Origin of the sequence: Paenibacillus ottowii (assembly GCF_050516475.1) — a bacterium.
In the GTDB taxonomy this organism is placed as follows: Bacteria; Bacillota; Bacilli; order Paenibacillales; family Paenibacillaceae; genus Paenibacillus; species Paenibacillus ottowii.
In genome coordinates this window covers 2,287,547-2,312,236 of the sequence record NZ_CP191577.1, presented here as the reverse complement: position 1 = coordinate 2,312,236, position 24,690 = coordinate 2,287,547, and the positions used below count along the sequence as shown (strand labels likewise).

Annotated in this window: 22 protein-coding genes and 1 riboswitch; of the genes, 21 read left to right on the top strand and 1 reads right to left on the bottom strand. The window is 46.9% G+C overall.

The genetic code is table 11. The features are described 5' to 3' along the window. Positions 1–186: 186 nt before the first annotated feature. The 21 genes from ACQQ6X_RS11080 (at position 187) to ACQQ6X_RS10980 (ending at position 24,267) form a co-directional block, all read left to right on the top strand. The gene (locus tag ACQQ6X_RS11080) at positions 187–1,824 is read left to right on the top strand and encodes a sensor histidine kinase (RefSeq protein ID WP_305165354.1); all 1,638 of its coding nucleotides are present in this window, start codon (positions 187–189) and stop codon (positions 1,822–1,824) included. A gap of 115 nt (positions 1,825–1,939) precedes the next feature. Next, on the top strand, positions 1,940–2,584 hold the full coding sequence (locus ACQQ6X_RS11075; protein ID WP_149035690.1) for a response regulator: 645 nt from the start codon (positions 1,940–1,942) through the stop codon (positions 2,582–2,584). A 286-nt stretch (positions 2,585–2,870) separates the two neighbouring features. Beyond that, positions 2,871–3,614 (top strand): YveK family protein, encoded by a 744-nt coding sequence (locus ACQQ6X_RS11070; RefSeq protein WP_305165353.1) that lies wholly within the window; start codon positions 2,871–2,873, stop codon positions 3,612–3,614. Then, entirely contained in the window at positions 3,598–4,236 is a 639-nt protein-coding gene (locus tag ACQQ6X_RS11065; protein WP_064795464.1) for a CpsD/CapB family tyrosine-protein kinase, read from the top strand. The genes ACQQ6X_RS11070 and ACQQ6X_RS11065 overlap by 17 nt, the downstream gene beginning before the upstream one ends. A gap of 42 nt (positions 4,237–4,278) precedes the next feature. Next, positions 4,279–5,169 (top strand): UTP--glucose-1-phosphate uridylyltransferase GalU, encoded by an 891-nt coding sequence (gene galU / locus ACQQ6X_RS11060; protein ID WP_187360703.1) that lies wholly within the window; start codon positions 4,279–4,281, stop codon positions 5,167–5,169. Between the two features lie 16 nt (positions 5,170–5,185). Further along, positions 5,186–5,884 carry a sugar transferase gene (locus tag ACQQ6X_RS11055; RefSeq protein ID WP_305165352.1) on the top strand — a complete coding sequence of 233 codons (699 nt, stop codon included), beginning with the start codon at positions 5,186–5,188 and terminating at the stop codon, positions 5,882–5,884. Next, the gene (locus ACQQ6X_RS11050; RefSeq protein ID WP_305165351.1) at positions 5,884–6,819 is read left to right on the top strand and encodes a glycosyltransferase; all 936 of its coding nucleotides are present in this window, start codon (positions 5,884–5,886) and stop codon (positions 6,817–6,819) included. The genes ACQQ6X_RS11055 and ACQQ6X_RS11050 overlap by 1 nt, the downstream gene beginning before the upstream one ends. Positions 6,820–6,829: 10 nt before the next feature. Next, the gene (locus ACQQ6X_RS11045) at positions 6,830–8,167 is read left to right on the top strand and encodes an O-antigen ligase family protein (protein ID WP_305165350.1); all 1,338 of its coding nucleotides are present in this window, start codon (positions 6,830–6,832) and stop codon (positions 8,165–8,167) included. A gap of 4 nt (positions 8,168–8,171) precedes the next feature. Continuing rightward, on the top strand, positions 8,172–8,942 hold the full coding sequence (locus tag ACQQ6X_RS11040; RefSeq protein ID WP_063207728.1) for a WecB/TagA/CpsF family glycosyltransferase: 771 nt from the start codon (positions 8,172–8,174) through the stop codon (positions 8,940–8,942). Between the two features lie 5 nt (positions 8,943–8,947). After that, entirely contained in the window at positions 8,948–10,390 is a 1,443-nt protein-coding gene (locus ACQQ6X_RS11035; protein ID WP_369425855.1) for an O-antigen ligase family protein, read from the top strand. 5 nt (positions 10,391–10,395) lie between these two features. Further along, complete coding sequence (locus tag ACQQ6X_RS11030) at positions 10,396–11,775, top strand: lipopolysaccharide biosynthesis protein (protein ID WP_305165348.1); 1,380 nt, start codon at positions 10,396–10,398, stop codon at positions 11,773–11,775. 22 nt (positions 11,776–11,797) lie between these two features. Continuing rightward, the gene (locus ACQQ6X_RS11025; RefSeq protein ID WP_305165347.1) at positions 11,798–12,637 is read left to right on the top strand and encodes a glycosyltransferase family 2 protein; all 840 of its coding nucleotides are present in this window, start codon (positions 11,798–11,800) and stop codon (positions 12,635–12,637) included. Then, positions 12,624–13,811 carry a glycosyltransferase family 4 protein gene (locus ACQQ6X_RS11020; RefSeq protein WP_305165346.1) on the top strand — a complete coding sequence of 396 codons (1,188 nt, stop codon included), beginning with the start codon at positions 12,624–12,626 and terminating at the stop codon, positions 13,809–13,811. The genes ACQQ6X_RS11025 and ACQQ6X_RS11020 overlap by 14 nt, the downstream gene beginning before the upstream one ends. Beyond that, positions 13,808–14,956, top strand: coding sequence for a glycosyltransferase family 4 protein (locus ACQQ6X_RS11015; protein ID WP_149035699.1), 1,149 nt, complete (start codon positions 13,808–13,810; stop codon positions 14,954–14,956). The genes ACQQ6X_RS11020 and ACQQ6X_RS11015 overlap by 4 nt, the downstream gene beginning before the upstream one ends. 28 nt (positions 14,957–14,984) lie before the next feature. Then, positions 14,985–16,085, top strand: a complete 1,101-nt coding sequence (locus ACQQ6X_RS11010) for a glycosyltransferase (RefSeq protein ID WP_064795460.1) — start codon at positions 14,985–14,987, stop codon at positions 16,083–16,085. Between the two features lie 5 nt (positions 16,086–16,090). Beyond that, on the top strand, positions 16,091–17,419 hold the full coding sequence (locus tag ACQQ6X_RS11005; RefSeq protein ID WP_305165345.1) for a UDP-glucose dehydrogenase family protein: 1,329 nt from the start codon (positions 16,091–16,093) through the stop codon (positions 17,417–17,419). 266 nt (positions 17,420–17,685) lie between these two features. Then, the gene (locus ACQQ6X_RS11000; RefSeq protein WP_305165344.1) at positions 17,686–17,943 is read left to right on the top strand and encodes a hypothetical protein; all 258 of its coding nucleotides are present in this window, start codon (positions 17,686–17,688) and stop codon (positions 17,941–17,943) included. Between the two features lie 261 nt (positions 17,944–18,204). Continuing rightward, positions 18,205–19,578: a sugar phosphate nucleotidyltransferase gene (locus ACQQ6X_RS10995; protein ID WP_305165343.1), complete on the top strand. Its 1,374-nt coding sequence runs from the start codon at positions 18,205–18,207 to the stop codon at positions 19,576–19,578. A 158-nt stretch (positions 19,579–19,736) separates the two neighbouring features. Beyond that, positions 19,737–19,818: riboswitch (cyclic di-GMP riboswitch) on the top strand. Positions 19,819–19,831: 13 nt separating this feature from the next. Beyond that, positions 19,832–21,433 (top strand): glycosyl hydrolase, encoded by a 1,602-nt coding sequence (locus ACQQ6X_RS10990; protein ID WP_305165342.1) that lies wholly within the window; start codon positions 19,832–19,834, stop codon positions 21,431–21,433. A gap of 47 nt (positions 21,434–21,480) precedes the next feature. Then, positions 21,481–23,775 carry a hypothetical protein gene (locus ACQQ6X_RS10985; protein WP_305165341.1) on the top strand — a complete coding sequence of 765 codons (2,295 nt, stop codon included), beginning with the start codon at positions 21,481–21,483 and terminating at the stop codon, positions 23,773–23,775. A 309-nt stretch (positions 23,776–24,084) separates the two neighbouring features. After that, positions 24,085–24,267: a hypothetical protein gene (locus tag ACQQ6X_RS10980; protein WP_149035705.1), complete on the top strand. Its 183-nt coding sequence runs from the start codon at positions 24,085–24,087 to the stop codon at positions 24,265–24,267. Between the two features lie 51 nt (positions 24,268–24,318). Here ACQQ6X_RS10980 and ACQQ6X_RS10975 read toward each other — a convergent pair whose 3' ends face one another. Next, on the bottom strand, positions 24,319–24,687 hold the full coding sequence (locus tag ACQQ6X_RS10975; RefSeq protein ID WP_305165340.1) for a helix-turn-helix domain-containing protein: 369 nt from the start codon (positions 24,685–24,687) through the stop codon (positions 24,319–24,321). Positions 24,688–24,690 lie beyond the last annotated feature (3 nt).

Below are 24,690 nucleotides of genomic sequence, written 5' to 3'. Positions count from 1 at the left end.
TACCCCCAAAATGTTTTCCTGAAACGGTAAATATGTTATAAAAAGTACCAAATTTTTTGGAATGTAACCGTTTACGTAAGAGTTTATGTCTTGTTATTTATTTTTGGATTGGTTATGATTTTTTAGAGTACACAAACAAACCTAATATGCCCATCGTCCCTTCAAAACACAGAATAGGGTGACAGGATGAAGTTGAAGAAGTCAGCAGAAGACAAAATGATTTTTTTATACCGTTATGTATCTTTATCTTTAACATCACTTGTTTTTCTGTTCGAAACATCTAGATTAATGGTATGGCAAAAGCTATTACTGATTGTTTTTCTATTTTTATCCGTTACAGCCTTTACTTGGATTTACCGTAAATACAGACTTCATGATATGGTATTGAAATGTAGTATTGCACTAGAAACGGCAGGGATTATTTTGCTGCTGTTCCCGACCGGAGGGATCAATAGCCCGTTCAAATGGTATGTGATTACTCCCATGTTGGTAGCTTGTGCTCATCTATCTATGAGGTACAGCTGGACGCTCCTACTTTCTTATATCGGTTTGGTGCTCACATTTTGTTATATCTTTTTTACACCAGGTCAATATTTTTTGTGGGATCTTATATTGCAGAACATTAATTTGTTTCTGGTATTGATCGTAACCACGATGGCAATGCAAGTTATTCGCGTCATGAAGGACGAACTGAAGGTGGCTAAAGATCAAGCCAATGAGACGATGGATCATATCAAGTCGATTTACCACATCATGGAGACGGCCAGCCATAATGAGGCATTAAATCTGGGGCAGATCATCTCGGATTATACTGTCAAGCTAACCAAGCAAAGTCGTGCATTTTTCTGGCTGGATAGTCAGGAGGAGGATGCACCGGCAAGCAGCCAGACAGGCTGGACAGTAGAGGAAGAGGAGCAGCTATTTGAGGAACTGGGGAATTACCGGGAGGAGTTCAGGGAAGAGCGCGAGCCATTCTTTCGACATCTACCGGAATGGGGCGACTTCCTTATGATCACTGTACCGATGACGACCCGCTTTGTAGCGACGATTGGCCTTAAGCTGGGACCGGATCAAAGCTTGACGGGGAGACGCTGGCTCGTACAGCAACTGATATTCCTAGCTGAGCTGAGTGCTGTGTTTTTGGAGCGGTATGAACTGGAGCGTATCGAGAATCAGTTGATTGTGACGAATGAGCAGAACCGGATTGCCAATGAAATGCATGACAATGTCTCACAAAGTCTTTTTGGTATTGTGTACGCAACGCATTCTCTCCGGCAGACTTGGTGCCATCAGCCTAAGGAGCAGGTGGAGGAACAAATTGATTTAATTCAGCAATCTGCAAACCAAGCGGTTAGAGAGCTGAAAGGGGCAATTCATAGTCTAAGCTCGAAAAAAAGCGGAGGCTCAACTTGGTTGGGGTCAGTGAAAAGTCATTTGCATACACTCTCCAAGCTGAACCATGTACAAATTGATTTTGACATCCATGGTGATCATTATTCACTTCCGTATTTGTACCAAAAGGCTTTGTTCCGCATCATTTCCGAAGCGGCGGGGAACGCAATCCGTCATGGATTGGCCAAGCGAATTGATGTGAAGTTAAAATTGACGCCCCAAGTGATTAGACTGTCTATTCATGACGACGGAGTAGGATTTGAGACGGCGAGAATGGTAGCAGGAGGTGAGGCGGTCAGTGCAGGCGGGGGCCTGGGCATGATGAATATGGAATATTTAGCTCAATCGATGGGAGGCGAATTTGATATTTCGAGTCGAATCGGAGAAGGAACACAGATTCGATTGTCCATTCCGGTAAATGCTTATGAATGAGGATTTTGCAAATCCTTGAATACAATGTGTGAACATTCTGCAATACAAAATCTGCGGTAACAATCGGATACATAGGGATTATGCAAATCCTGAACTGTAGACAGGAGGCCGAATCATGAAAATTGTCATTGTCGATGATCATCCTTTAGTACGGAAAGGACTCGCTGCAGTTATATCCATGCAGCCCAATGTTCAGTTCGCGGGAGAGGCCCAGAATCAACAGGAAGCGCTTGTAGTGATCGAGGAAACGGATCCGGATTTGGTGCTGCTGGATTTGAAATTAGCTGATGAATCAGGTCTGGATATTATCAAGATAGCGCGCGGACGCGGGTTCAAAAGCAAATTTATTTTACTGACCTCTTCTGCAACACGTGAAGATTTTCTGAAAGCGGAGGAAGCCTCTGTGGACGGTTATGTACTTAAGGAGGCTTTGCCTGAGGAATTAATTTACGCGATTCATCTTGTCAACAAAGGACGCAAATATTATGATCCGGCTATTCTCGAAAATAAACTGCGTGAAGATGCAGGCAATCTCACGGACGACCTGACACCCAAGGAAAAGGAAGTGCTGGTTGAGCTGGGGCAAGGGGCTTGCAACCGTGAAATAGCATCCCGGCTATTCATCAGTGAGTTCACCGTCAAAAAGCATGTTAGTCAGATCTTGGCCAAGCTGCGATTGGCAGATCGTACGCAGGCAGCATTATATGCGAATGCGATTGGTCTAGCGAAATACGAGCCAACCAATATGATGATGCGCTAACCCCATATGCAACGCAATAATTTCATATTCGACTGGTATGGGATAAGTAGAAAAGGCCTTAAAATCACCAAAACTGGTGGTTTTAAGGCTTTTTTTTCTTTCGTTTTTCCATAATCGACAAAGTATGGTACAAAAGTATACCATGCCGTGTCCAAAAGTATACATCCCCCTTCCCCTGTAGTGAGGGAGAAAGTGCCGTTCGGTTCCATGTCGTTCATACAACGGATTGTTACAATTAGATCATACTTAAAATAAGAAGAGAAATTGTATGGGAGGGAGGATTTTTGTGGAGAAAACCATTTTGGATTATTTAGTCCTGATCAAAAAAAGATTGTGGCTGATTGCGATTTTTGTCATTCTCTCATGTGTAACGACTTACATTGTGAGTGACAATGTCGTAAAGCCAGTCTACTCCGCTTCAAGCCAACTGCTGGTTAATCATATTTCCGCCAAGCAGGGGAGTAACAATCTGAATGACGTCAACACAAGTCTTAATTTGGTGGAAAGCTACAAGCAAATTCTCACTTCACCTAAAATTATGGACGCTGTGGTAGCGACTCATCCTGAGTTCCATTTGACGTCGCAAAAGCTGGCAGAAAAGCTGCAGATTAAATCCTCGGATAAAAGTCAGGTGATCGGCTTGACGTTTGAAGCGGGTAGTTATTCTCAGGCCGCAGCGGTTGTAAATGCAGTAACCCAGAAATTCGTGCAGACGGTTCCGGGATTGATGGAATTGAATAATGTCAAAATTTTAAATGAAGCGGACCCGCAGGCCAATCCTGACCCGATTAATGGGAATCCGCTCATGAATATTGCGATTAGTTTTCTCGTATCGCTCATGATTGCGCTGGGCACGATTGTGTTCCTGGAAAGCATTAACGGCACGCTGCGCACGGAAAAAGAAGCGGATGCAGACATCGGCATTCCGGTAATTGCATCGATTCCTTTCATTCGCAAGAAGGACATCGATGGAGTGGCCGGAAATTCCAAAGAACGGGTAGGGGAGCGTAAATATGCTGCGATTGAATGACATGTTGATTACAGAAAGTAATCCATCATCGTATATCTCGGAATCATTTCGATCCCTCCGTACATACATCCGGCAGCAGGTGATTGGACAAAAGGACCGTGGGACGGTTCTTTTGCTAACCTCGCCGGAAAGCGGAGCGGGGAAAACAACACTGATTGCCAACATCGGAGTTTCCTTTGCTCAAGAAGGCAAAAAGGTAGCCCTGGTGGATTGCAATCTGCATAAGCCAGCGCTGCACGAGATATTCGGAATGGAGAATACCGGGGGTCTATCGGCTTATTTGCGCGGTGGGGCTTCTTCCAAATCTATCGTTAGGCATGGTGGACTGGAGCTATCGGTTATTCCCGGTGGGGACAGTCTGTATAACGCGGCAGATCTGCTTGGTAGCGAACGCATGGCAGAGCTGTTGGAAGAGCTTAAACGTGAATATGACATCATCTTGCTCGATTCGGCGCCAGCGCTGAATTATACAGATGCCCGCCTGGTTGCAGGCTTGACGGATGGTGTGATTCTCGTGGCCAAGCATGGCCGGACCAAGCGGGAAGATCTACGCAAAACAAAGCAACTCATGGAGCAGGCCAGTGCGACGCTGGTTGGAATTGTGATGAATCAGGTGAAGTAAGCAACGCCAAAATTCGATGAAGCAAGGAGAATGAGTGCGATGATGAAAAAAGTGAAGAAGGCCATTATTCCAGCAGCAGGATTGGGAACGCGCTTCCTCCCTGCCACCAAGGCAATGCCTAAGGAAATGCTTCCAATTATCAATAAACCTACGATTCAATATATCGTGGAAGAAGCGATTGCCTCTGGTATCGAGGACATTATTATCGTTACGGGTAAAGGGAAACGTGCCATAGAGGACCACTTTGACAACGCATTTGAGCTGGAATCCAAACTGCTTGAGGACGGTAAGCTGAAGCTTCTGGAGGAAGTACAGCGTTCTTCTGGAGTGGAAATCCATTACATTCGTCAGAAAGAACCTAAAGGTCTTGGACATGCGGTATGGTGCGCAAGACGCTTTATCGGGGACGAGCCATTTGGTGTGCTGCTGGGTGACGATATCGTAACAGGTCAGACACCTTGCCTGCGCCAGCTGATGGATCAATATGAAGAAACACAAAATTCTGTTATCGGCGTTCAGCGGGTACCACAGGAATTTACGAACCGGTACGGCATCATTGAACCGGATCAGCAGGACGGACGATTGTACCGAGTGAATAATTTTATTGAAAAACCGGCTCCAGGCACAGCACCATCCGATTTGGCTATTATGGGTCGTTATGTGTTCTCGCCGAAAATTTTCAAATATCTTGATCTTCAGGAAAAAGGAGCTGGCGGCGAAATTCAGTTGACGGATGCGATCCAAAAGCTGAATCAGAGTGAACGTGTATACGCTTATGACTTTGAAGGCACACGTTATGACGTAGGTGAACGTCTTGGATATATTTTAACCACTCTTGAATTTGCACTTGCCAGTGATGATTTGAAGTATCCGGTTATGGAGGCTATGAATGAATGGCTAAAAAAGACCGAGAAAGCAACCACAGTGGGTTGAGAGGAGGTACGTCAGCATGAGCATGGAAAATTTACCGGAGGATGGCGAGGCTGTCATGTCAGGTAAAGCGTTTTACATGCCATACGGAAATACACAAATTCAGGATAAAACGTCCTACCTGGTCACAAAACGTCTCCTTGATGTGCTGCTGTCTTTCGTGGGCTTAATCGTTTTGCTTCCGCTTTTTGCAGTGGTGAGCATTCTGATTAAGCTTGAAGACCCAAAGGGAAGCGTATTTTTCAAGCAAATTCGGGTGGGCAAGAATGAGAAGTTATTCAATATGTATAAATTCCGTTCAATGGTGTCCAATGCCGAGGAATTGAAAAAGGACTTGATGGAGCTGAATGAAGTGAGCGGCGCCATGTTCAAAATTAAGAACGATCCTCGGATCACGAAAGTTGGCAGTTTTCTGCGCAAGACGAGTATTGATGAGATTCCGCAGCTGTGGAACGTGTTGGTTGGAGACATGACTTTAGTTGGTCCGCGGCCGCCGTTGCCCAGCGAGGTTGAGCAATACTCCGATTATGACAAGCAGCGCCTGATTGTAACCCCAGGATGTACGGGTTACTGGCAGGTGAGCGCGCGTAACAGTGTAGGCTTCGAAGAAATGGTGCAAATGGATTTGAAATATATTCATGTTCGCAATACGTGGCTCGATCTGAAAATCATCATGAAAACAGGCGTTAAAATGCTGTTCTCCAAGGATGCTTACTGATGGATGCATTTAAGCGAAGTCCCGCAGTGTCCGTCGTTATTTGCACCTATAACCGGGCGGACCTGCTGGAGAAAACGTTAATGTCTCTGCTGAAGCTGGAAGACCTTGCACTGGCTGAGATCATTGTGGTCGATAACCGATCCACCGATCATACAGCAGCAACGATCAAAAGATTTACCGTTGCACATGGCCAAGATATTCATCTTCGGTATCATTATGAGCGCGAACAAGGACTGTCTGCTGCTCGTAATGCCGGCATTACGTTATCAAAAGCAGACGTCATTGCTTTTCTGGATGATGATGCAATTCCGTGTGTTACATGGCTGCAAACGATTATGTCGGCCTTTGGGAACAATCCCGAGCTGACGGCTATGGGTGGGAAAATTGATCCTAAGTTTGAGACGGAACGGCCGAGCTGGTTGACGGGTCCGCTTGAACTGCCTTACACGATTATTGATCTGGGGAAATCCGTCCGTGAATATCCGGCGGGGCTGAATCCATTTGGAGCGAATATGGCTATGCGCAAAACAGCTTTCGCCGCCGTCATGTTCCCGCTCCACTTGGGCAGAAAGGGAGATATCCTACTATCTGGCGAAGAATCGTGGGTGTTCGAGCAAATCCGTAAAAACGGTGGAACGATTATGTATCATCCGAACATGGCTGTAGAACATTTTGTTCCCGCTTCACGCTTAACAAGAGAATGGATTATGAACCGCTACTATTGTCAAGGCATGTCTAACGCTGCTCAGGCCGCAGGTCTGCGCGGGAACGCGATGCTGATGGCAAAAGTGGCAGCCAAAGCATTATACATCATGGTGGATTCCCTGCTGGCACGTACTGAGGGCAGGAAGCTGTTGAACCGGTGCAGGCTTGAAAATATCCGCGGAACGCTGGATACACTGCGCAACCGGAAAAGCGAGTCAGCTGCGGGGTGAAAAATTGAACATGAGTAACTATCCTTGGACTTCTAGAATAAACACCATACAGCATGTTTTTATTTTTCTACTGGGCGCTCTTGCTGTAGGAATTGCAGCTACCTATCAACCTGTGGTCAGTATTGCTGCGGTATGCTTACTGCTTTTGTTGGCTGTATCTATCCATCATCCTGAGCGCATCAGCTATGCAGTGTTGCTAAGCACAGCGGTCTCGGTCGATTCTCTGTACCAGGGTGGCGTGTTTGGCATTGAGATCTTGTCATTGTACAAATTGGGCATTTTGGCTCTGCTAGTGCCATGCATGCTCGTATATGGCATTCGTCTCAAGTTTAGCTATCCGGTCTGGGCATTGGTGATCATGCTGGGGATTACATTTGGATTTTCGGCATGGCTGCCTTTGTTAACGACCTCGATTGCCGTCAAGGCGTTCGTGGGACTATCTCTTCCCTTCTTTTTTTTACTGATCCAGTGGAAAAAAGATGTGGCGGAAAAGCATATTCGACTGATCAGCCTGTTGCCGATTATTAGTGTGGTCATAGGATTAGGTTTGCAGGTTTTAGGGTTGCATTCCTTTACAGATGTGGAATTTACGGGCGCAGTCAGAGTACAAGGAGCGAATATACCGCCGCATTTGGCAATGCTCTCCTTTCTCGGAATTGCTGTCTCTCTGATTGAGATCAAGCGCAAACCTAAGCAAGCTACCTTTTATTACACAGTATTGGCACTGAACTTTCTAATTTTAATCACCACCGGTACACGTGGGCCGATTCTGGCGTTGTTATTAATGCTTGCTGTGTACCTGTTTGATATTGCCCGTCAGTACCTCAAGGGAAAAGTCAATTATTTGCTACCGCTGGCCGGATCGTTTTTGGTTGCTCTGGGGGCGGTGGCCCTGCAATGGAACAATTTAAAAAAACGCTCCTTCGAACGGGAGACCGATACAGGCATTGACCTGTCGGGACGCTCGGAGGCATGGGAATATTTTTTGAACAGAGTACATGATTACCCTTGGTCAGGAAGAGGTCTTGGCGCGGTAACGGTTGCGAACGACGGGACGTTATTCAATGGCTTTGTTGTACCGCATAACGAGTATATACGCTTTTATTTTGACACCGGATATATCGGTTGCGGGCTATTAATGCTTTCATTGCTGATCGTGTTCGCTCTTATTTACCGGTCACTTGCCAAGTCTATCAAACCTTATTTTGCAAGTTTAATTGCAGGGTTTCTGATCTACTCGTTTTCAGATAATACGTTGTCGACGGTTCAGATGATTATCCCGTTTTGCTGGTATTTGAACGCGTTATACCAGACATCTACTCAAACCGATTTTCGCAAAGAGAAGTGATACGATGAGCAGAGTGAACATGTTCGATGTCAACTTTGATAATTATGATTTTAATGATCTACTCGAATTTATAGATACTTCTATTGAGCATCAGCGTCATTCCTACATTTTGACCTGTAATGTCGATCATGTGATCAAGCTTCGCAAGGATGATGAATTCCGCAAGGTATATTCGGATGCCGGAGCCGTAGTGGCCGATGGAATGCCTATCATTTGGGCATCTAAGCTACTGAAAAAGCCCCTCAAACAAAAGGTGTCAGGGTCCGATTTGTTCACCCGGCTTGGAGAGGCTTTTGAGGATCGAGGCTACCGTTTGTTTTTTCTGGGTGCAGCTGACGGTATTCCTGAGAAGGCTATGCGCAATCTCCAGGAATCCTATCCGAACATGAATGTGGTGGGCTGCTATTCTCCCTCTTATGGTTTTGAGAAAAACGAAGAGGAGAATAGATACATTATCCAGTTGCTTCAAGAGGCTCGTCCAGACATCGTTTTTGTAGGTGTAGGAGCGCCGAAGCAGGAAAAATGGATTTACAGATATTATGAGACTTACCGCGCTCCGATTTCGATTGGGGTAGGAGCGACCTTTGATTTTCTGTCAGGAAATGTAAAGAGAGCACCGGAGCTGATGCAGAAGACAGGATTTGAATGGTTTTGGAGATTGTCTCAGGAGCCTAAACGATTGTGGAAAAGATATCTGATTGAGGATTCCCAGTTCCTCGTTCTGCTGTTTAAAGAGATGTTCAAGCGGAAACGGGTGAAGGGAGGCCAGGGGTGAGAAACATAAGTCGGTTGGCAGATCAGCAGCTTTCCGTCTGGCTAGGAAATCGGCGCGGAATCGGCATGATCTGCATGGGGGTGCTGGCTTGTATGCTGCCACTCGGCATCGGATTTGCCAGCGCCAAGATGAATCCTACCATGAGTCAACAGGGAGCCATACTGTTGGCGCTCGTTTTTCCGGCCTTCCTGCTGGCAATCTTGCAATCACGGCTTCTGATTCCTTACACACTGGTGGTGTGGGCAGTAGGCCCGGAAATCCGCCGAATTGCAGATTGGATGGAGGGAACGTATCACTCGGTGTCCCTGCTGAGCGTGGCGCCACTGCTGGTAAGCAGCATGTTGATTATTCCCGTGCTGCGGGGTATTCATCTGGCGGAAAAGCCATTAACTCGAATTGCTGTATTTTTCGGCATAGAATTGGCCTACGGAAGTGTGGTCGGGTTATTCAAAAATGGCATCGTTTTTGCATATGATTTGGCCAATTATGTGGTTCCTTTGCTTCTATTGCCTTATCTAGCGATTAAGCCAATGAAAGCAAGAGAGCTGGACCGATTGCTGTATTCATATGCTAACATTGCTGTCTTTGTCGCGATATACGGCATTATTCAGTACTTGACGGTGCCTCCTTGGGATGCATTTTGGATGAATCATGTGGAAATGAACTCCATTGGTGTGCCAGAACCGATTCAAATCAGAGTGTTTTCTTCCATGAACTCGCCCGGCCCATGCGCTATTTTCCTGGCAATGGCACTTGTACCGATGCTGATGGAAAAACGGTGGCGAGGCACTTTGGGATGGGTTGGAGTCCTGCTGACAGTCGTGTGTCTCTTGGTCACGCTGGTACGTTCTGCCTGGCTGATTGCATTCGTCATGTTGCTGGCTTACATCCTCAGCTCATCCTCCAAAGGAAAGTGGAAGACCCTGTTTCAACTGGCTGTCGTCGGCCTTCTTCTCTACTTTATAGTTCCAAAACTTCCGGGGGCAGAAGGTTTGGTGGCTCGCATGCAGACGTTGACAGATATTCAACAGGATCATTCGTACAATGAACGTCTGGATTTACTGCATACGATGCTTCCGGCGATTACTAGCAATCCGGTCGGGCAGGGGATCGGGAGTGTAGGAATTGGAACCAAGCTTGATAACGGCGGCGATCTCGGTGAACTTGGGATTATGGATAATGGATATATAGCCATTTTCCTCACCTTCGGTATTTGCGGAGCATTCTTTTTCTTCGGAGGTCTGTTCGTTATCATCAAGCGCCTTCTCGTCCGTATTGCCGAACGGAATTCCAGTCAGCCTTATATTAGACTGGCGTTGGCTACATGGGCCGGAGCTGTAGCCAGTCTCATATCGGATAACGGTTTCCCCGGTATGCGCGGCTATTTGATCTGGATGATGATCGGAATAGGACTATGGGCAAAAGACGTCATCGCGGAAAGAAGGTAAAGGCTGTGCAAAACTTACAAGCATTATCCGCACCTGTCCGGACGCTATGGTCCACGGTGATTCGGTTTGCCAAAAGCAAAAATAACAGCTCTGCAGCAGTAAAAACGATGATATTCAGTATGCTGATTCTCGTCGTGAATATGCTGACTGGTGTGCTGACGGCACGATTCTTGGGTCCGACTGGACGCGGGGAACAGACAGCGATGGTGAACTGGTCCCAATTTCTTGCCTTCTGCATGAGCTTCGGTGTTCCGTCTGCATTGATTTACAATGCCAAAAGGAAGCCTGAGGAAACAGGCAAGCTGTATGGTCTGGCCTTGCTGCTGGCTTCGGTGTTCGGGGGTCTGGCGACACTCATCGGGGTATTTCTAATTCCTTATTGGCTGCGCTCTTTTTCTTCATCGGTCATACTTTTCGCGCAGTGCTCCATGATGATGTGTCCGCTTATAGCGATTTCACAGATCAATAATGCGTTGCTTCAAGTTCGCTCGGAATATAAACAGTACAATTTATTCCGGTATCTGGTACCCCTAAGTACGCTGCTGGGTCTGGCGATTCTGATCCTGACAGGGACGATGAATCCGTACACCTCAGCATTGGCCTATTTACTGCCAGGCATGCCGATCTATATCGGCGTCACGATACGAATGATTCGGCTGTACAAACCGAAGGTAAAGAACAGCTGGACGCAATTTAAAAATCTCTTTACCTACGGTATGGGTTCATACGGAAATGATCTGATGGGGCAAGTTTCCACATACATTGACCAGATTTTGATTGCGGGTCTGCTCAGACCTGCTGATCTCGGGTTATATGCGGTAGCGGTCAGCCTGGCCCGGATGGTGAATGTATTTTCAACCTCGATCATTGTCGTGCTGTTTCCCAAAGCCTCTGGTCTGGATAAGGAAGAGGCGGTAGCCATCACCTTTCGGGCATTTCGAATCACTTCAACGGCAACCTTTTTGGCTGCGCTGATGTTAATGCTGATTGCTCCGTTCGTATTTACTTTGTTATATGGTCAAGAGTTTAAACAAGCGCTTACGGTATTCCGGTTTCTGGTGCTTGAGGTTGCTATCAGTGGAGGTACCATGGTGTTGGCACAACAATTTATGGCGTTGGGCAAGCCAAAGCTGGTTACCATTCTACAGGGTGTCGGATTGGCGCTCGTCATTCCATTGCTGTCCATACTCGTGCCGAGATATGGATTGACGGGTGCAGGGATAGCAATGTTGTCTTCGGGGATTTTACGGTTCGTTTTCATTTTATGTAATGTTAAATTCGTTCTGAAAATGAAAATTCCAAGACTGCTTATTTCCAAACAAGATTTTCAATGGCTCCGATCAACGATGTCACATTACATCCGGAAAAAGCCAGTTAACGGTTAGATAAAGAAGGAGGCACCCGCTAATGAACCACATGTCTAGCGTTCCCGCGGACAACCGGATATCCGTAGTTATTATCGCTCAGGATGATGGCATTCGAATCACAGCTGCCATTAAATCCTGCCAGCCCTTTGCGGACGATATCGTCGTCATTGACGGAGGGAGCAAGGACAATACGATTCAGGTAGCTGAATCATTGGGCTGTCGGGTGTTTTCCAACCCATGGCCCGGTTATGCCAAACAGCGCATGTTTGGTGTTGATAAAGCGGAATTTGATTGGATTTTTCTGATAGATACAGACGAAGTAGTGGATGCAGAGTTGCTTGGTGAATTGTTGAAAGTAAAGGAAACGCTCCACGATCCTGCCAAAGCCTATTCCGTATTTCGCATTGGCGATTTTCTCGGCAAATGGATGAACAAGGGTGAGTACTTGGTTCGTTTGTACAATCGGCAAATTTATGGCATTACCAATAGCCTTGTTCATGAAATGCCGGATGTAGCCTCTTCCCAGATCGTCAATCTGGAGGGCGTGTTATGGCACTATGGCTTCCGCAGCATCAGTGATCATATGACCCGTTTCAACAAATATACAGATCTGGAAGCAGAGACGGCATTTAACAAAGGGAGATCCTTTCGGATTACCAGACTATTGTGGAGGCCTCCGGCCCGTTTTGTACAGAAGTATTTTGTTCAAGGCTTATATCGCAAGGGGTTAGCGGGTTTTGCAGTAGCCGTTTTCTGGGTCATGTATGAGTTTCTCGTCTGCTTCAAGCACTATGAGCTAACCAAGCGGAGAAAAAAGATAGAAATCGTAGATGACGGACAGACCGAGCAGAAAGGAGAAACCAGCTATGTCGTACAATAACGGATTTCGTATTGCCGCCACGGGGCTCAGCTGGCCGTCACTGCAGGCGGGCGGTCTCAACACCTATTTCAAGTCCATCTGTGAGCAGCTTACGCTAGAAGGCAATACGCTGGATGCTCTCATCTGTAGTGATGAGCAGCCGCAGGCGCAAGACCGTATTCGGATTCATTCGATTGGCAGCAAGCAGCAATCTATCTGGAAGCGCAGAGATCTGATGCAAAAATATGCAGCAGAGCTGTTCGACAAGCAACCGATCGATGTGCTGTATTCCCACTTTGCTCCCTATGGTGTCGGGCCGGCACTAGAGGCGAAAAAAAGAGGAATCCCCGTCGTTACCACTTTCCACGGACCCTGGACGGAGGAATTAAAGATTGAAGGACAGGGAATTAAGCATTTTCTAAAAACGACGTTGGCCAAATCCATTGAAATGAAAGCTTATGGTCTGGCGGATAAATTTATAGTGCTAAGCGAGACTTTTCGCGATATTTTACATGAGCACTATAAAGTTCCACTTAGCAAAATCCATGTGATTCCCGGTGCGGCAAATGTAGAAAGATTCCATCCGGCAGAGGATCGGGCAGCCGTACGAAAGCAGCTGAATTTGCCACAAGATGCGACGATTGTGCTAACCGTTCGTCGTCTTGTGAATCGCATGGGACTGCTGCAACTGCTCGAAGCATGGCGACGAGTAACCGAGCGACATCCTGATCATCTGCTGCTGATTGGGGGGAGAGGTCCCTTGATGGAGGAATTGGCTTCCAAGGTGGCGGAATACAATCTTCATAACCATGTAAGGCTGCTTGGTTATGTGTCGGATGAGGAGCTGCCCCTGTACCATCAAGCCTCGAATTTGTTTGTTGTCCCAACACAGGCGCTAGAGGGTTTCGGTTTGATCACCGTCGAGGCGATGGCTTCGGGACTGCCTGTACTGGCTACTCCTGTAGGCGGCAACAAGGAAATTTTAAGAGGTTTCCGTCCTGAGCTACTGTTCCAGGGGACGGACAGTGAAGCCATTGCTGAAGGGCTGCTGCGTGTCCTGGATCATCGTGAACTTCTACCGAATGCACAGGAATGCCGGGACCATGTCCTGAGCAGATACACATGGGGACATGTAGCGGAACAGGTGGAAGAAGTGTTCCGACAGGTCCTTGACAGAAAGGCGGCGGCGAAATGATGAGAGTGGCTTATATTGACCATACGGCAAGATGGAGCGGCGGCGAAGTCGCTTTGTATAACATCCTGACGAATATCGGAGAACATATCGATCCGCTCGTTATTTTGGCGGAGGAGGGCGATTTGGCGGATCGGCTTCGCCAGCGTAATATTGATGTGCGTATCGTTCCCTTAGATGATTCGATTCGTAATCGGGGACGGAATGCCGTTAATCTGGGTGCGCCTGCAGCAGCCTTTCGCTTGCTGGCTTACGGCAGAAAACTCGCGCCATTGCTGCGTGAGGAAAAAGTCGTGTGTGTCCACACGAACTCACTCAAGTCTGCACTATATGGTGCAGTAGCGGCCAAATCAGCGAAGTTGCCATTGATCTGGCATATCCGTGACCATATCGGTCCGCCGTATCTGAAGCCGATTGTGGCCAAAGGGATTCGGCTGATGTCCCGCTTTTTGCCCAACGGAGTGATTGCCAATTCCAAATCCACGCTGAGTGCGTTGGAATTACCTCCGGACAAAAAGACGCTTGTCGTCTACTCCGCTTTTGCCAAAGCAATTACAGCTCGTGATTCGGCTGCGCATGTACGTGGCGATGACTCGTTTAACGTTGTATTGGTTGGCAGATTGGCGGAATGGAAAGGACAACATATTTTACTGGAAGCGGCCCGCTCTTTTTTACCAGATCAGCGTGTGAAATTCTGGCTGGCTGGAGATGCGTTGTTCGGAGAAGAGGAATACAAACAACGTTTGGAATCCACGATGCGCGAATACGGATTGACAAACGTCAATCTGATGGGACACGTCGATGACATTCAGGGCCTGATGCAGCGCTGTGATTTGCTCATTCATACCTCCATTACACCGGAACCATTCGGTCAGGTCATTATTGAGGGCATGGCCGCAGGCTTGCCCGTGATTGCTTCAAATGAAGGTGGTCCCAAGGAAACGGTAGTACCCAATGAAACCGGGCTGCTCATTGAACCGGGAGACCCAGCCAAGCTGGAAGCAGCCATCCGCTGGATGCTGGAGCATCCACAAGAACGTCAGCAGATGGGTGAGAAAGGGATGGAACGGGTCAAGAAGCATTTTGTCATCGAGAACACTGTTAAGGATATAGTTCATTACTATAAGGGTTTGTTGGCAGGAGTCTGACCGACATTCGCGTTAAAGGATGATTCAGATGAAAATAGCGATAGCACATGATTACTTAATCCAAATGGGCGGAGCGGAAAGGGTAGTGGAGGTATTCCATGATATGTATCCGGAGGCTCCCATCTTCACAACAGTGTTCAGCGATGAGCGTCTGTCGCGTAACTTGAAGGATGCGGATATTAGAGCCACTTGGCTACAAAACATCCCAGGAGTGAAGGCCAACTTCAAAGGAGTGCTGCCGCTGTATCCCATCGCTATCCGTGATTTTGATTTTAGGGATTTCGACATTGTTTTAAGCTCCAGCAGCGCATTTATGAAAAGCATCCAGGTACCAAAGCATACGTTTCACATTTGTTATTGTCACACACCGATGCGGTTTGCCTGGGATTACGATACATATATGGCCCGGCAGTCCAAATCCAACCTGCTCAAAAATATGCTAAAGCTGTACATGAACAGGCTGAAAACATGGGATGCCAAAACTTCTCGCAACGTAGACCAGTTTGTCGCCAATTCTTCCGTCGTCAAGCGGAGAATTCTGCACTATTACCAACGGGAGGCAGATGTTATTTTCCCTCCTATCAATACATCCCGTTTTAAACGTGCTACAAGCATCGGTGACTATTATTTGATCGTATCCCGATTGGTGTCTTATAAGCGCATTGATCTCGCGATTGAGGCATTCAAACGTAACGGTCTCAAGCTGCGCATCGTTGGCGAAGGACCGGATCGTAAACGACTCGAAGCCATGGCTGCCCCGAACATTGAGTTCCTCGGCAGACTTGAGGATGAAGAGGTTAACAAGCTGATGGCGGAATGTCGGGCGCTCGTTTTTCCAGGGGAAGAGGACTTCGGTATTACGCCTTTGGAGGCGAATGCGGCCGGACGGCCGGTTATCGCTTTTCAGGGCGGGGGAGCGCTGGATACGATTGTTCCTCATGTGAACGGCGTATTTTTCCGCAAGCATCAGGTAGACGATGTGCTGGAGGCCGTCGCAAAGGTTGAGCAACATGCATGGAATGTGGACGATATCATTAACCATGCTCGCAAATTTGATGAAGATAACTTCAAGGATCAACTAAAAAAGTATGTAGAACAAGCCTATGTGAACTTTCTAAAAGGAGGATGAACGGAATGAAGCTGGCTGTAATTGGTACTGGATACGTTGGGCTCGTCTCGGGTGTATGTTTTGCGCAAAAAGGTAATGAGGTGATTTGTGTCGACCTGGAGCAGTACAAAATCGACATGTTGAATCGTGCGGAATCTCCGATTTATGAACCGGGTATTGAGGAATTGATCGCGTTGAATCTGGAAGCTGGTCGTTTGGAGTTTACCTCGGATTTGGCCGATGCGGTACGCCGATCGGATGTCATCATTTTAGCGGTAGGTACACCTTCACTGGCTAATGGCGAGGCGAATTTGTCCTACATTGAACAGGCGGCCGCTGATGTCGGGAAAGCCATGAACGGGTACAAGATTATTATGACCAAGAGTACCGTACCTGTCGGAACGAACGAAAAGATTAAGGATGTAGTCGCTCGTCATACGAGCTTGTCGTTTGATATTGTATCCGCGCCGGAGTTCCTGAGAGAAGGTTCAGCCATCAATGATACGCTTTATCCAGATCGAATCATTATTGGTTTGGACAATACAGGTTTGCGTGAAACGATGGTCACTCTGCATCAAGTTTTCACAGATAAAATCTATGTGACGGATATCCGCAGTGCTGAAATGATCAAATATGCCTCCAATGCGTTTCTGGCAACTAAAATTTCCTTTATTAACGAAATTGCTAATATTTGTGAAAAGGTTGGCGCTGACGTTACCTGCGTGGCTGAAGGTATGGGTATGGACAAACGGATCGGTTCCTCTTTCCTGCAAGCAGGGATTGGATACGGGGGCTCTTGCTTCCCGAAAGATACGAATGCGCTCATCCAAATTGCAGGTAATGTAGACTATGAGTTCAAGTTGTTAAAATCGGTGGTCGAAGTGAATACCGACCAACGCTTTATGATTGTATCCAAGCTGCGTGAATCGCTGGGTCAGCTAAACGGCGTATCCATTGGCATTTGGGGCCTCGCCTTCAAGCCTAATACAGATGATATCCGCGAAGCTCCAGCACTGGAAATCGTAGAAACGCTCATTCAAGCAGGAGCTGTTGTCAAGCTATATGATCCGATTGCGATGGATAAATTCAAGGAGCGCGTGGATCATCCGAATATTGTATGGTGCTCCTCCCCGCAGCAAGCCGCCGAAAAAAGCGATGCTGTCTGCCTGCTGACGGATTGGGAAGAGTTCAAAAAAGTCGATCTTGTGCAACTGGGCTCCATTCTACACAAGCCAGTTCTGATTGACGGTCGTAACGTATTCACCGAAGAGCAGATTCAAGGCTCTGGGCTGGAATACTATTCCGTGGGTCGTCCGCGGATGAGTGGGTGGAACAGAGATAAGGTGGAAGTTTAAAAAGTGACCGAAGTGACGATTAAAAAGTGACTGTGGCTGTGGCGGGGGTGAAGACGCTACGCGTTCCATTTGATCTTCCGATCGCTGTTGCAGTGGGATTCTCTGGATTATAGAACATTCCAAGGTAAGAATCCCACTGCAAAGGCGAACGCTAGCGCTTCTCCAGATTCAAATGGACCGCTCCGCTGCTTTTCCACACAGAGTCACGGTTTTTAACCTCCCATCTTATGGGATGGGAGTAGGAAGGGTGGATCAGAAGGAGCGGCATGATTGAGCCGCTCCTTCTGATCAAGGACGCCATGCGGCTATGCCCAGCGTCCCCTGTGGAGCAAGCCTACCATGCGGCTATGGCCCAGTGCCCCCCTGTGGAGCAAGCTTACCATGCGGATATGCTGCTCCTGTATAGTAAAGACGCCATTGCGATTGTCACAGCAATCTTGGCAAGACGTTACGAAACCTCGATTCTAGAAGCTTGCAAGCACAGCGGGCAAGCGCCGAGCTCCCGAACGTTTTTTACAGGCTGACCGGACTTAATAATGTCCGGTCGTGCCTTTTGCACCACAAGGTATGATCGTATGATGCATTTTTGAGTAGCGCAGGAATGGATTTGAATCTGGAGAAACGGAGCGGTCGCCTTTGAAGTGGGATTCTTACATATAAATGTCTTACACAATCCGAAGAATCCCACGACAACAGCGATCGTAAGATCAAATCCAGCCCGTAGCGGGCTACTCAACCTAGCCCCATTCGATCACCCACACATAATAGAGAGGAAGTGGAGAGATATGAAGCTCGTACTTTTGTCTGGTGGTTCCGGTAAAAGATTATGGCCGTTATCCAACGATTCCCGTTCCAAACAATTTTTGAAGGTCCTGGAGAGCCCGGAAGGGATTTCGGAATCTATGGTGCAGCGGGTATGGAGACAATTGGGAGACAACGGATTATCCGAATCCTCGTTTATTGCGACAGGAAGAGCGCAGGTCGAAATGATCCAGAGTCAGGTCGGACCGAATACGCGCATTATTGTTGAGCCGGAACGCAGAGATACCTTTCCTGCGATTGCACTGACAGCGACTTATCTATATTCCATTGCAGGTGTTTCGCCTGATGAAATTATAGCTATATTGCCTGTAGATCCTTATGTAGAGGATGCTTTCTTTGCTTCCGTAGCCCAACTGGAACATACACTTCAGGAGAGTGAAGGAAAGCTTGCACTAATCGGGGTTGTCCCTTCCTATCCTTCAGAGAAATACGGTTATATTATTCCAAAAAACGATGCCATTCAAGGTAGCACAGGCTACCGTGAAGTGAGCCATTTTCAAGAGAAACCCGACCGGGAGCAGGCGGAACGTCTAATGGAACGCAATGCTTTATGGAACTGCGGGGTTTTTGCATTCAAATTAAGCTATTTGCTGGATATTTTGGCAGCCAAGGGCTTGCCGCTGAATTATGAAGAAATGCAAAAGCAATATGCTTCTTTGGAAAAAATCAGCTTTGACTACGAAGTAGTCGAGAAGGAAAAGGATATCGTCGTTCTTCCATACAATGGTTTTTGGAAGGATCTAGGAACCTGGAACACCCTCACAGAAGAGATGTCTCATCAGCAAGTGGGCAGAGGGGTAGTAACGGAGGATTGTGTTAATACGAGTCTTATTAATGAGTTGGACATTCCGGTGGCGATCATTGGAACGAATGATCTGATTGTAGCTGCTAGCCCAGATGGTATTCTTGTGACCAATAAGGCAGAAAGTCCACGCATCAAGGAAGTGCTCAAGGCTCATGATCAGCGTCCAATGTATGAAGAACGTCGTTGGGGGCAGTATCGGGTTGTAGACTATGTAAAGTATGACGAGGGTAATGAGGTTCTGACCAAACGAATCCGCGTACGCAAAGGTAAAAATATCAGCTACCAGCTTCACTTCAAACGGAGCGAAATCTGGACTATTATTAGCGGCGAAGCAGAAATTATTTTGAATGAGAAGCTGCACAAGGTGAAGGCTGGTGATGTCGTCCGCATCCCTGAAGGGACGAAGCATAGCATTTTAGCTGTGACCGATGTGGATTTGATTGAAGTGCAGACTGGCTCTGAGTTGGTTGAAGAGGATATTGTACGCTTTTGTATGAATTGGAATGAAATTTCTCGTCATCAATTTATCTGATAATTATTTTCGTAAAAACGTAAAAAAGAAAATTTGATGAAAATTTATGACCTAAACTGTCGAAATTGGGCGAAAACCTGTAAATTTATGAACATGACCTATTAAATTTTGGTAAAAAAAAGTCGATACTTAGGTTAAGAAGGAATCCAAACTCCTTCCAACGATAAACGCAGCCCTGTCGAAAGGCAGGTACGCAAAGCTAAAGGGCCTTCCCGTAAGGATGGCAGCCTAGCTACCGAAAGGAAGAGCAAAAGTGAGATTCAAATTTATTCCTCTGTATCGACTGATACGTCATGTGCTCCCCGTTGTTATGCTTTTTTCTTTGTTTCCCGTCGGTTTTGGTGGTTTTTTGTCTGTGGTAAATGCCGCTTCATTACAACCTGTTAATTCGGACGCTTCTACTCAGGCCCGTGAACTATACAATTATTTACTCAGCATCTCTGGAAAAAAAACAGTCACTGGTCAGCATGATTATTTGGAGAGCCCAGATGAACTAAGCAACAAGGTCCATAAAATCAGCCAGGCGTATGTGGGTCTGCACGGCTATGAGATGGGAGCCATCTCTGGTCAATCTGACACTATAGAAGCAGCACAACGTAAAAATGTCGTTGATAGCGCTATTCTTTGGAGCAGATCTGGCGGTATTGTGACGATGACTTTTCATGAAGCGCTGCCGGGTAGGCCGCTGACTTGGGCCAATGTGCAGGCAAAAGTAAGTCAGGCGGAGTTCAATAAATACGTAACGCCAGGCACTACGCAGTATAACCTCCTTATTGCCGATCTGGATAAGGTCGCTGTATCGTTAAAGCAGCTTCGTGATGCAGGGGTTCCGGTATTGTGGAGACCTTACCATGAAATGAATGGCGACTGGTTCTGGTGGGGAAACAAGAACAATTTCAATCAGCTATGGACTATCATGTACGACCGTTTTGTAAACACGCATCAATTGAACAACCTGCTGTGGGTGTGGAGTCCCAATGCTCCTAATTCTTACACTGTCCCGTATACTCCGAAATATCCGGGGGATGACAAAGTGGATATTTTGGCACTAGACATTTACAACAATGATTTTAAGCAAAGTCATTATGAAGGATTGCTCGGACTGGCACGGAATAAGCCGATTGCCATTGGGGAGCATGGTGAGATGCCTAGCTCTGAGGTGTTGCAGGCTCAGCCGAAATGGGTATATTCCATGACGTGGGGCAACATGTTGACCGAGAATAACACAACCAATCAAATACAGGATTATATGAACGATCCAAGGAGTTTGACACGGGATGATGTGAAAAAAGGGCTGGCAGCAATGCAACTACCTGGGACAGACATACCGACCTTACCGGGTGAGGGACAAAGCGAGCCTATCCCTGCTCCCCCAGTAGTGGTCGTACCCCCAGCTCCGACTCCTCCTTCCGTGCCTGATGTGGTATATGTGAACGGGCTGCGGGGCGAATATTTCAACAATATGAATTTGAGCGGCAATCCTGTTTTGATTCGTACAGACAGCAAGCTGGATTACAACTGGCGCGCTGTTGCTGCTGATCCAAAGGTAAATGCCGACCAGTTCTCGGTTCGCTGGACAGGTAAAGTCAAACCACAATACAGTGAAACCTATACGTTTACAACGATATCCGATGATGGTATCCGCGTATGGGTAGACGGCACGTTGGTAATTGACAGTTGGTTCAAACAAAGCTGGACAGAGCGTAAAGGTAGCATTGCTTTGGAAGCAGGTAAAATGGTAAATCTAAAAGTGGAATACTATGATGAAAAAGGCGATGCGATGGCTCGTCTGATGTGGGAAAGTCAGCATGAAGCGAAAGCGGTGGTTCCCGGAAACGCTTTGTTTCTTCCTTGATAGAACTCTTTCCCGGTCAAAAATTTTGAGGAGAGAGGGTGTATCATATGATGAAAAAATGGATGACCCATAGGTATGCGGTCGTATTATCCGGACTACTAGGTATCGCAGCTCTAGCCATGATCGTTTGGTTTATATATCCGCCTTCAAAAAGTGCAGAATTGCAGACAGATAAGGTAGCGGCAGCCAGTCCAGTGTGGAAGCTGGGTCAGAGGGATGACTCTTCAGCGGAATTTAAAGGGGGGGTCGGTAGGGATAATATCGATATTTCTGCAGCAGCAACTTCTACCGAATCATCTGGTAAAGCAACATTGTCGGCGATGTCGGAAGCAAAGAATACAACAGTTCCGGTATTGCTCAGCAGTGGAGATGTTCCTCCCGGATTGAATGCATCGACGAATCCAGAACTGACACTCCAGTATAAGCTGAATCAGATTCCTCCCAATGGTATGATATTCCGCGTTCGGATTTTGGATGCGGGCAAAGCTGTGCCGCAGATGGCTGTTTTTTCAAATCATCAGTTGTCCGGAATTATTCAGATTGCCGGGGTATCCGGCACTGGGAGTACCTATAATTTCAAAGATAACTACGAGCTGTATATCCCAAAAGAACAATTGCAAAGCGGTGTTAACGTACTCAAGCTAAAGACAGCGCGCTGCCTATACTGCTCCTCTGCAGAAGATAAAAATGTGTGGTGGACTTGGGATGACTTGAGCTTGGAGACGTTAGCTTCCCCTGCGACCGAACCGGTACATGGTAAATATATACTGACCGGTACGAATGTGAACAATAAAGAATTTTATTATGATCAGGGTGCAGTTAAGCATCTGCCATACGTTCTCAAATGGCTGGGAATTGCCTATAGCGGCAACATCATGAGGGTCACCTGTGCTAGTAATGTGGGCAAGGCATGCACAGACGTGGATGATTACTATCAAACGTTAAAGCAGTATAATATGCAGTCGTCTGCTTTGTATCTATACACAGGTGATATTAAGCTGCAAAAAGACGGGACTCTGCCAGAGACGGCCAAGCAAAAGTTGCGTGATTATGTAAAAAAATACGGTTCATACCTTCAATATTATGAAGTAGATAATGAACCTGGTTTGTTTAACCGTTCCAAGGCGGTAGATCTGGCTGTGGCTAAGTGGTTGAATACGGAAGGCAAACAATTGGCACCGCATCTCAAAACTGTAGCGCCGGGTTGGGCCTACTGGCCGACATACTCTACCAAGGCGTGCAAAAATCAAACCGGAGGGACACAAAAATGTGGTGATCCGGATGGATGGGAACGGGACCCTGCGCAGCGTAAACAGCTGGAAGAAGTCACCGACCTGACCAACGGACACGCCTACGGTGAATCGTATAATGAAGAGGGCGGGGGCAGCTTCGTTCAAAATTTGAAAACCTTTGGTGGTTCGAGCGATGGACTAGCGAAAAAAATGCTAAATACGGAGTTCGGCACTAACGATACGCATCGAGATAACCCTGATTACGGGGCCAGTCAGCCACAAGCTGCCGCATTCGATCGGATTATGCGCTCGCAAATCGGGTTTGCTGATATGTTTATCCAGCATGCAGCTTTTTATAAGGATTACACGCTGTTTAAAACAGGCTTTGATCTACAAAGCCACAATCCGGCTAATACGGAAATCTATCCGTTTGGGCAAGGGCAGGACACCCGCGTTAAGATCATGAGACGCCTAAGTCTAGCTTATGCCACGCATGGCAAACCGCTGACTTATACCATTCTGAATCCAGAGGATACCAAGGATAAAATGGTTTATGTTCGCGCGGTCGATACATCCAAGCTTAAACCGCTGGCAGGCAGCGGCGCTACCTCGAACAAATTGCTGGTGAATCTAGTCAATTTTGAATCCACCACGCAGACCGTTCGTGCAAGGGTGACGATGCCAAAAGCCGGCTTGTACACGGGGGAACGTTTTGGAGCGGGTTCCACCTACAGTCAGGCGCAGCGTTCCATATCAGGGCTCAAGGCATCGCCTGCTCTTGATTTTGAAGAAAAGCTGGGGCCTGGCGAATCGGTACAATATATCTTGGAATTAAAAAGCACAGACCAGGCCGCAGCCTCTGCTCCAACAGAGGTCAAAGCCGCCTCTATTCAAGATGGAGCGGTGAAGATTAATTGGCTTCAAGCAGAAGGCGTATCCTCCTATGATGTGCTGCGTGCCGACCAGACAGACGGTGCCTACCAGGTGATTGCCTCGCAAGTAGCAGGAAGCACGTATACGGATCGCACGGTAAAAGACGGAAGTCATTACTTCTACAAAGTCCGAGCGACCGGGGGGACTCAGGTTTCTCAGGCAGCCGAGGTTGCTTAATCACACCTGAATGCATATAGGACCTTACCTAATGAATACCTAACATCAATTCAATAGAAAGCAAAAAAGAACCTATCAGGAGAAAATAGGACCTGGCAGGTTCTTTTTTATTTGCAAATCGTTCTGAATTGCCAATACTTTACGTATAATGGAGAAAAAAATAAGAAAATCCTTTTATATTCTCGTCATAAGACGACAACATTGCAGCTATGTATTCATATATAATAGTTTTGTTCATGACTATACATACATGGTTTGTAAGGAATTTCTTTCCGGTGACCAAGAATAATAAAGTGAGGTTAATGCTGAATGAATAAGGAAACAGAATTAGGGGAGAACAGCCCTCTTATTCGAAACAACGCACGGAAAGCAGGCGAAGCTGTCATCCACTTGGACATCCGGAACATTTTGCTCCAATGTGGGATCACGACACCGGAATGGCTGAATGGCGATGTAGATGACATCAAGTGCCGGAAGGACAAGCGCATGTAAATTTCAGTTGCTGGTCCTACTTGATCCAAACACCGAGCAGCAGCGTTTTCATTATTCCATCATTCGTTCCATTCGAACAAACGCGATAAAACGCTTGGCTTCTTCCTCAGTCAAGGTGCGTCCGTCAATCGTCAGGTTAAAACGTTGCAGGATATCCTCGTCGGACAGTTCAAGCTGATCCACAAATTCCCTCACATCTGAATCTAATATGGCTGTCGGCTGGCTCGTACGTCCCACCAAGTAATCGATGGTTACTTCGAAAATATCAGCGAGCTTGGTCAGGGTCTCAAAGTCTGGCTTGCGTCTATTTTTTTCATAGTGAGAAAGAGCCGCCCGCGTAATTCCGAGGGATTGCGCTAATTCCTCTTGTTTTAATCCCTTAAGTTCTCGTAATTCAGCGATGCGGGTTCCATAATTCATCTG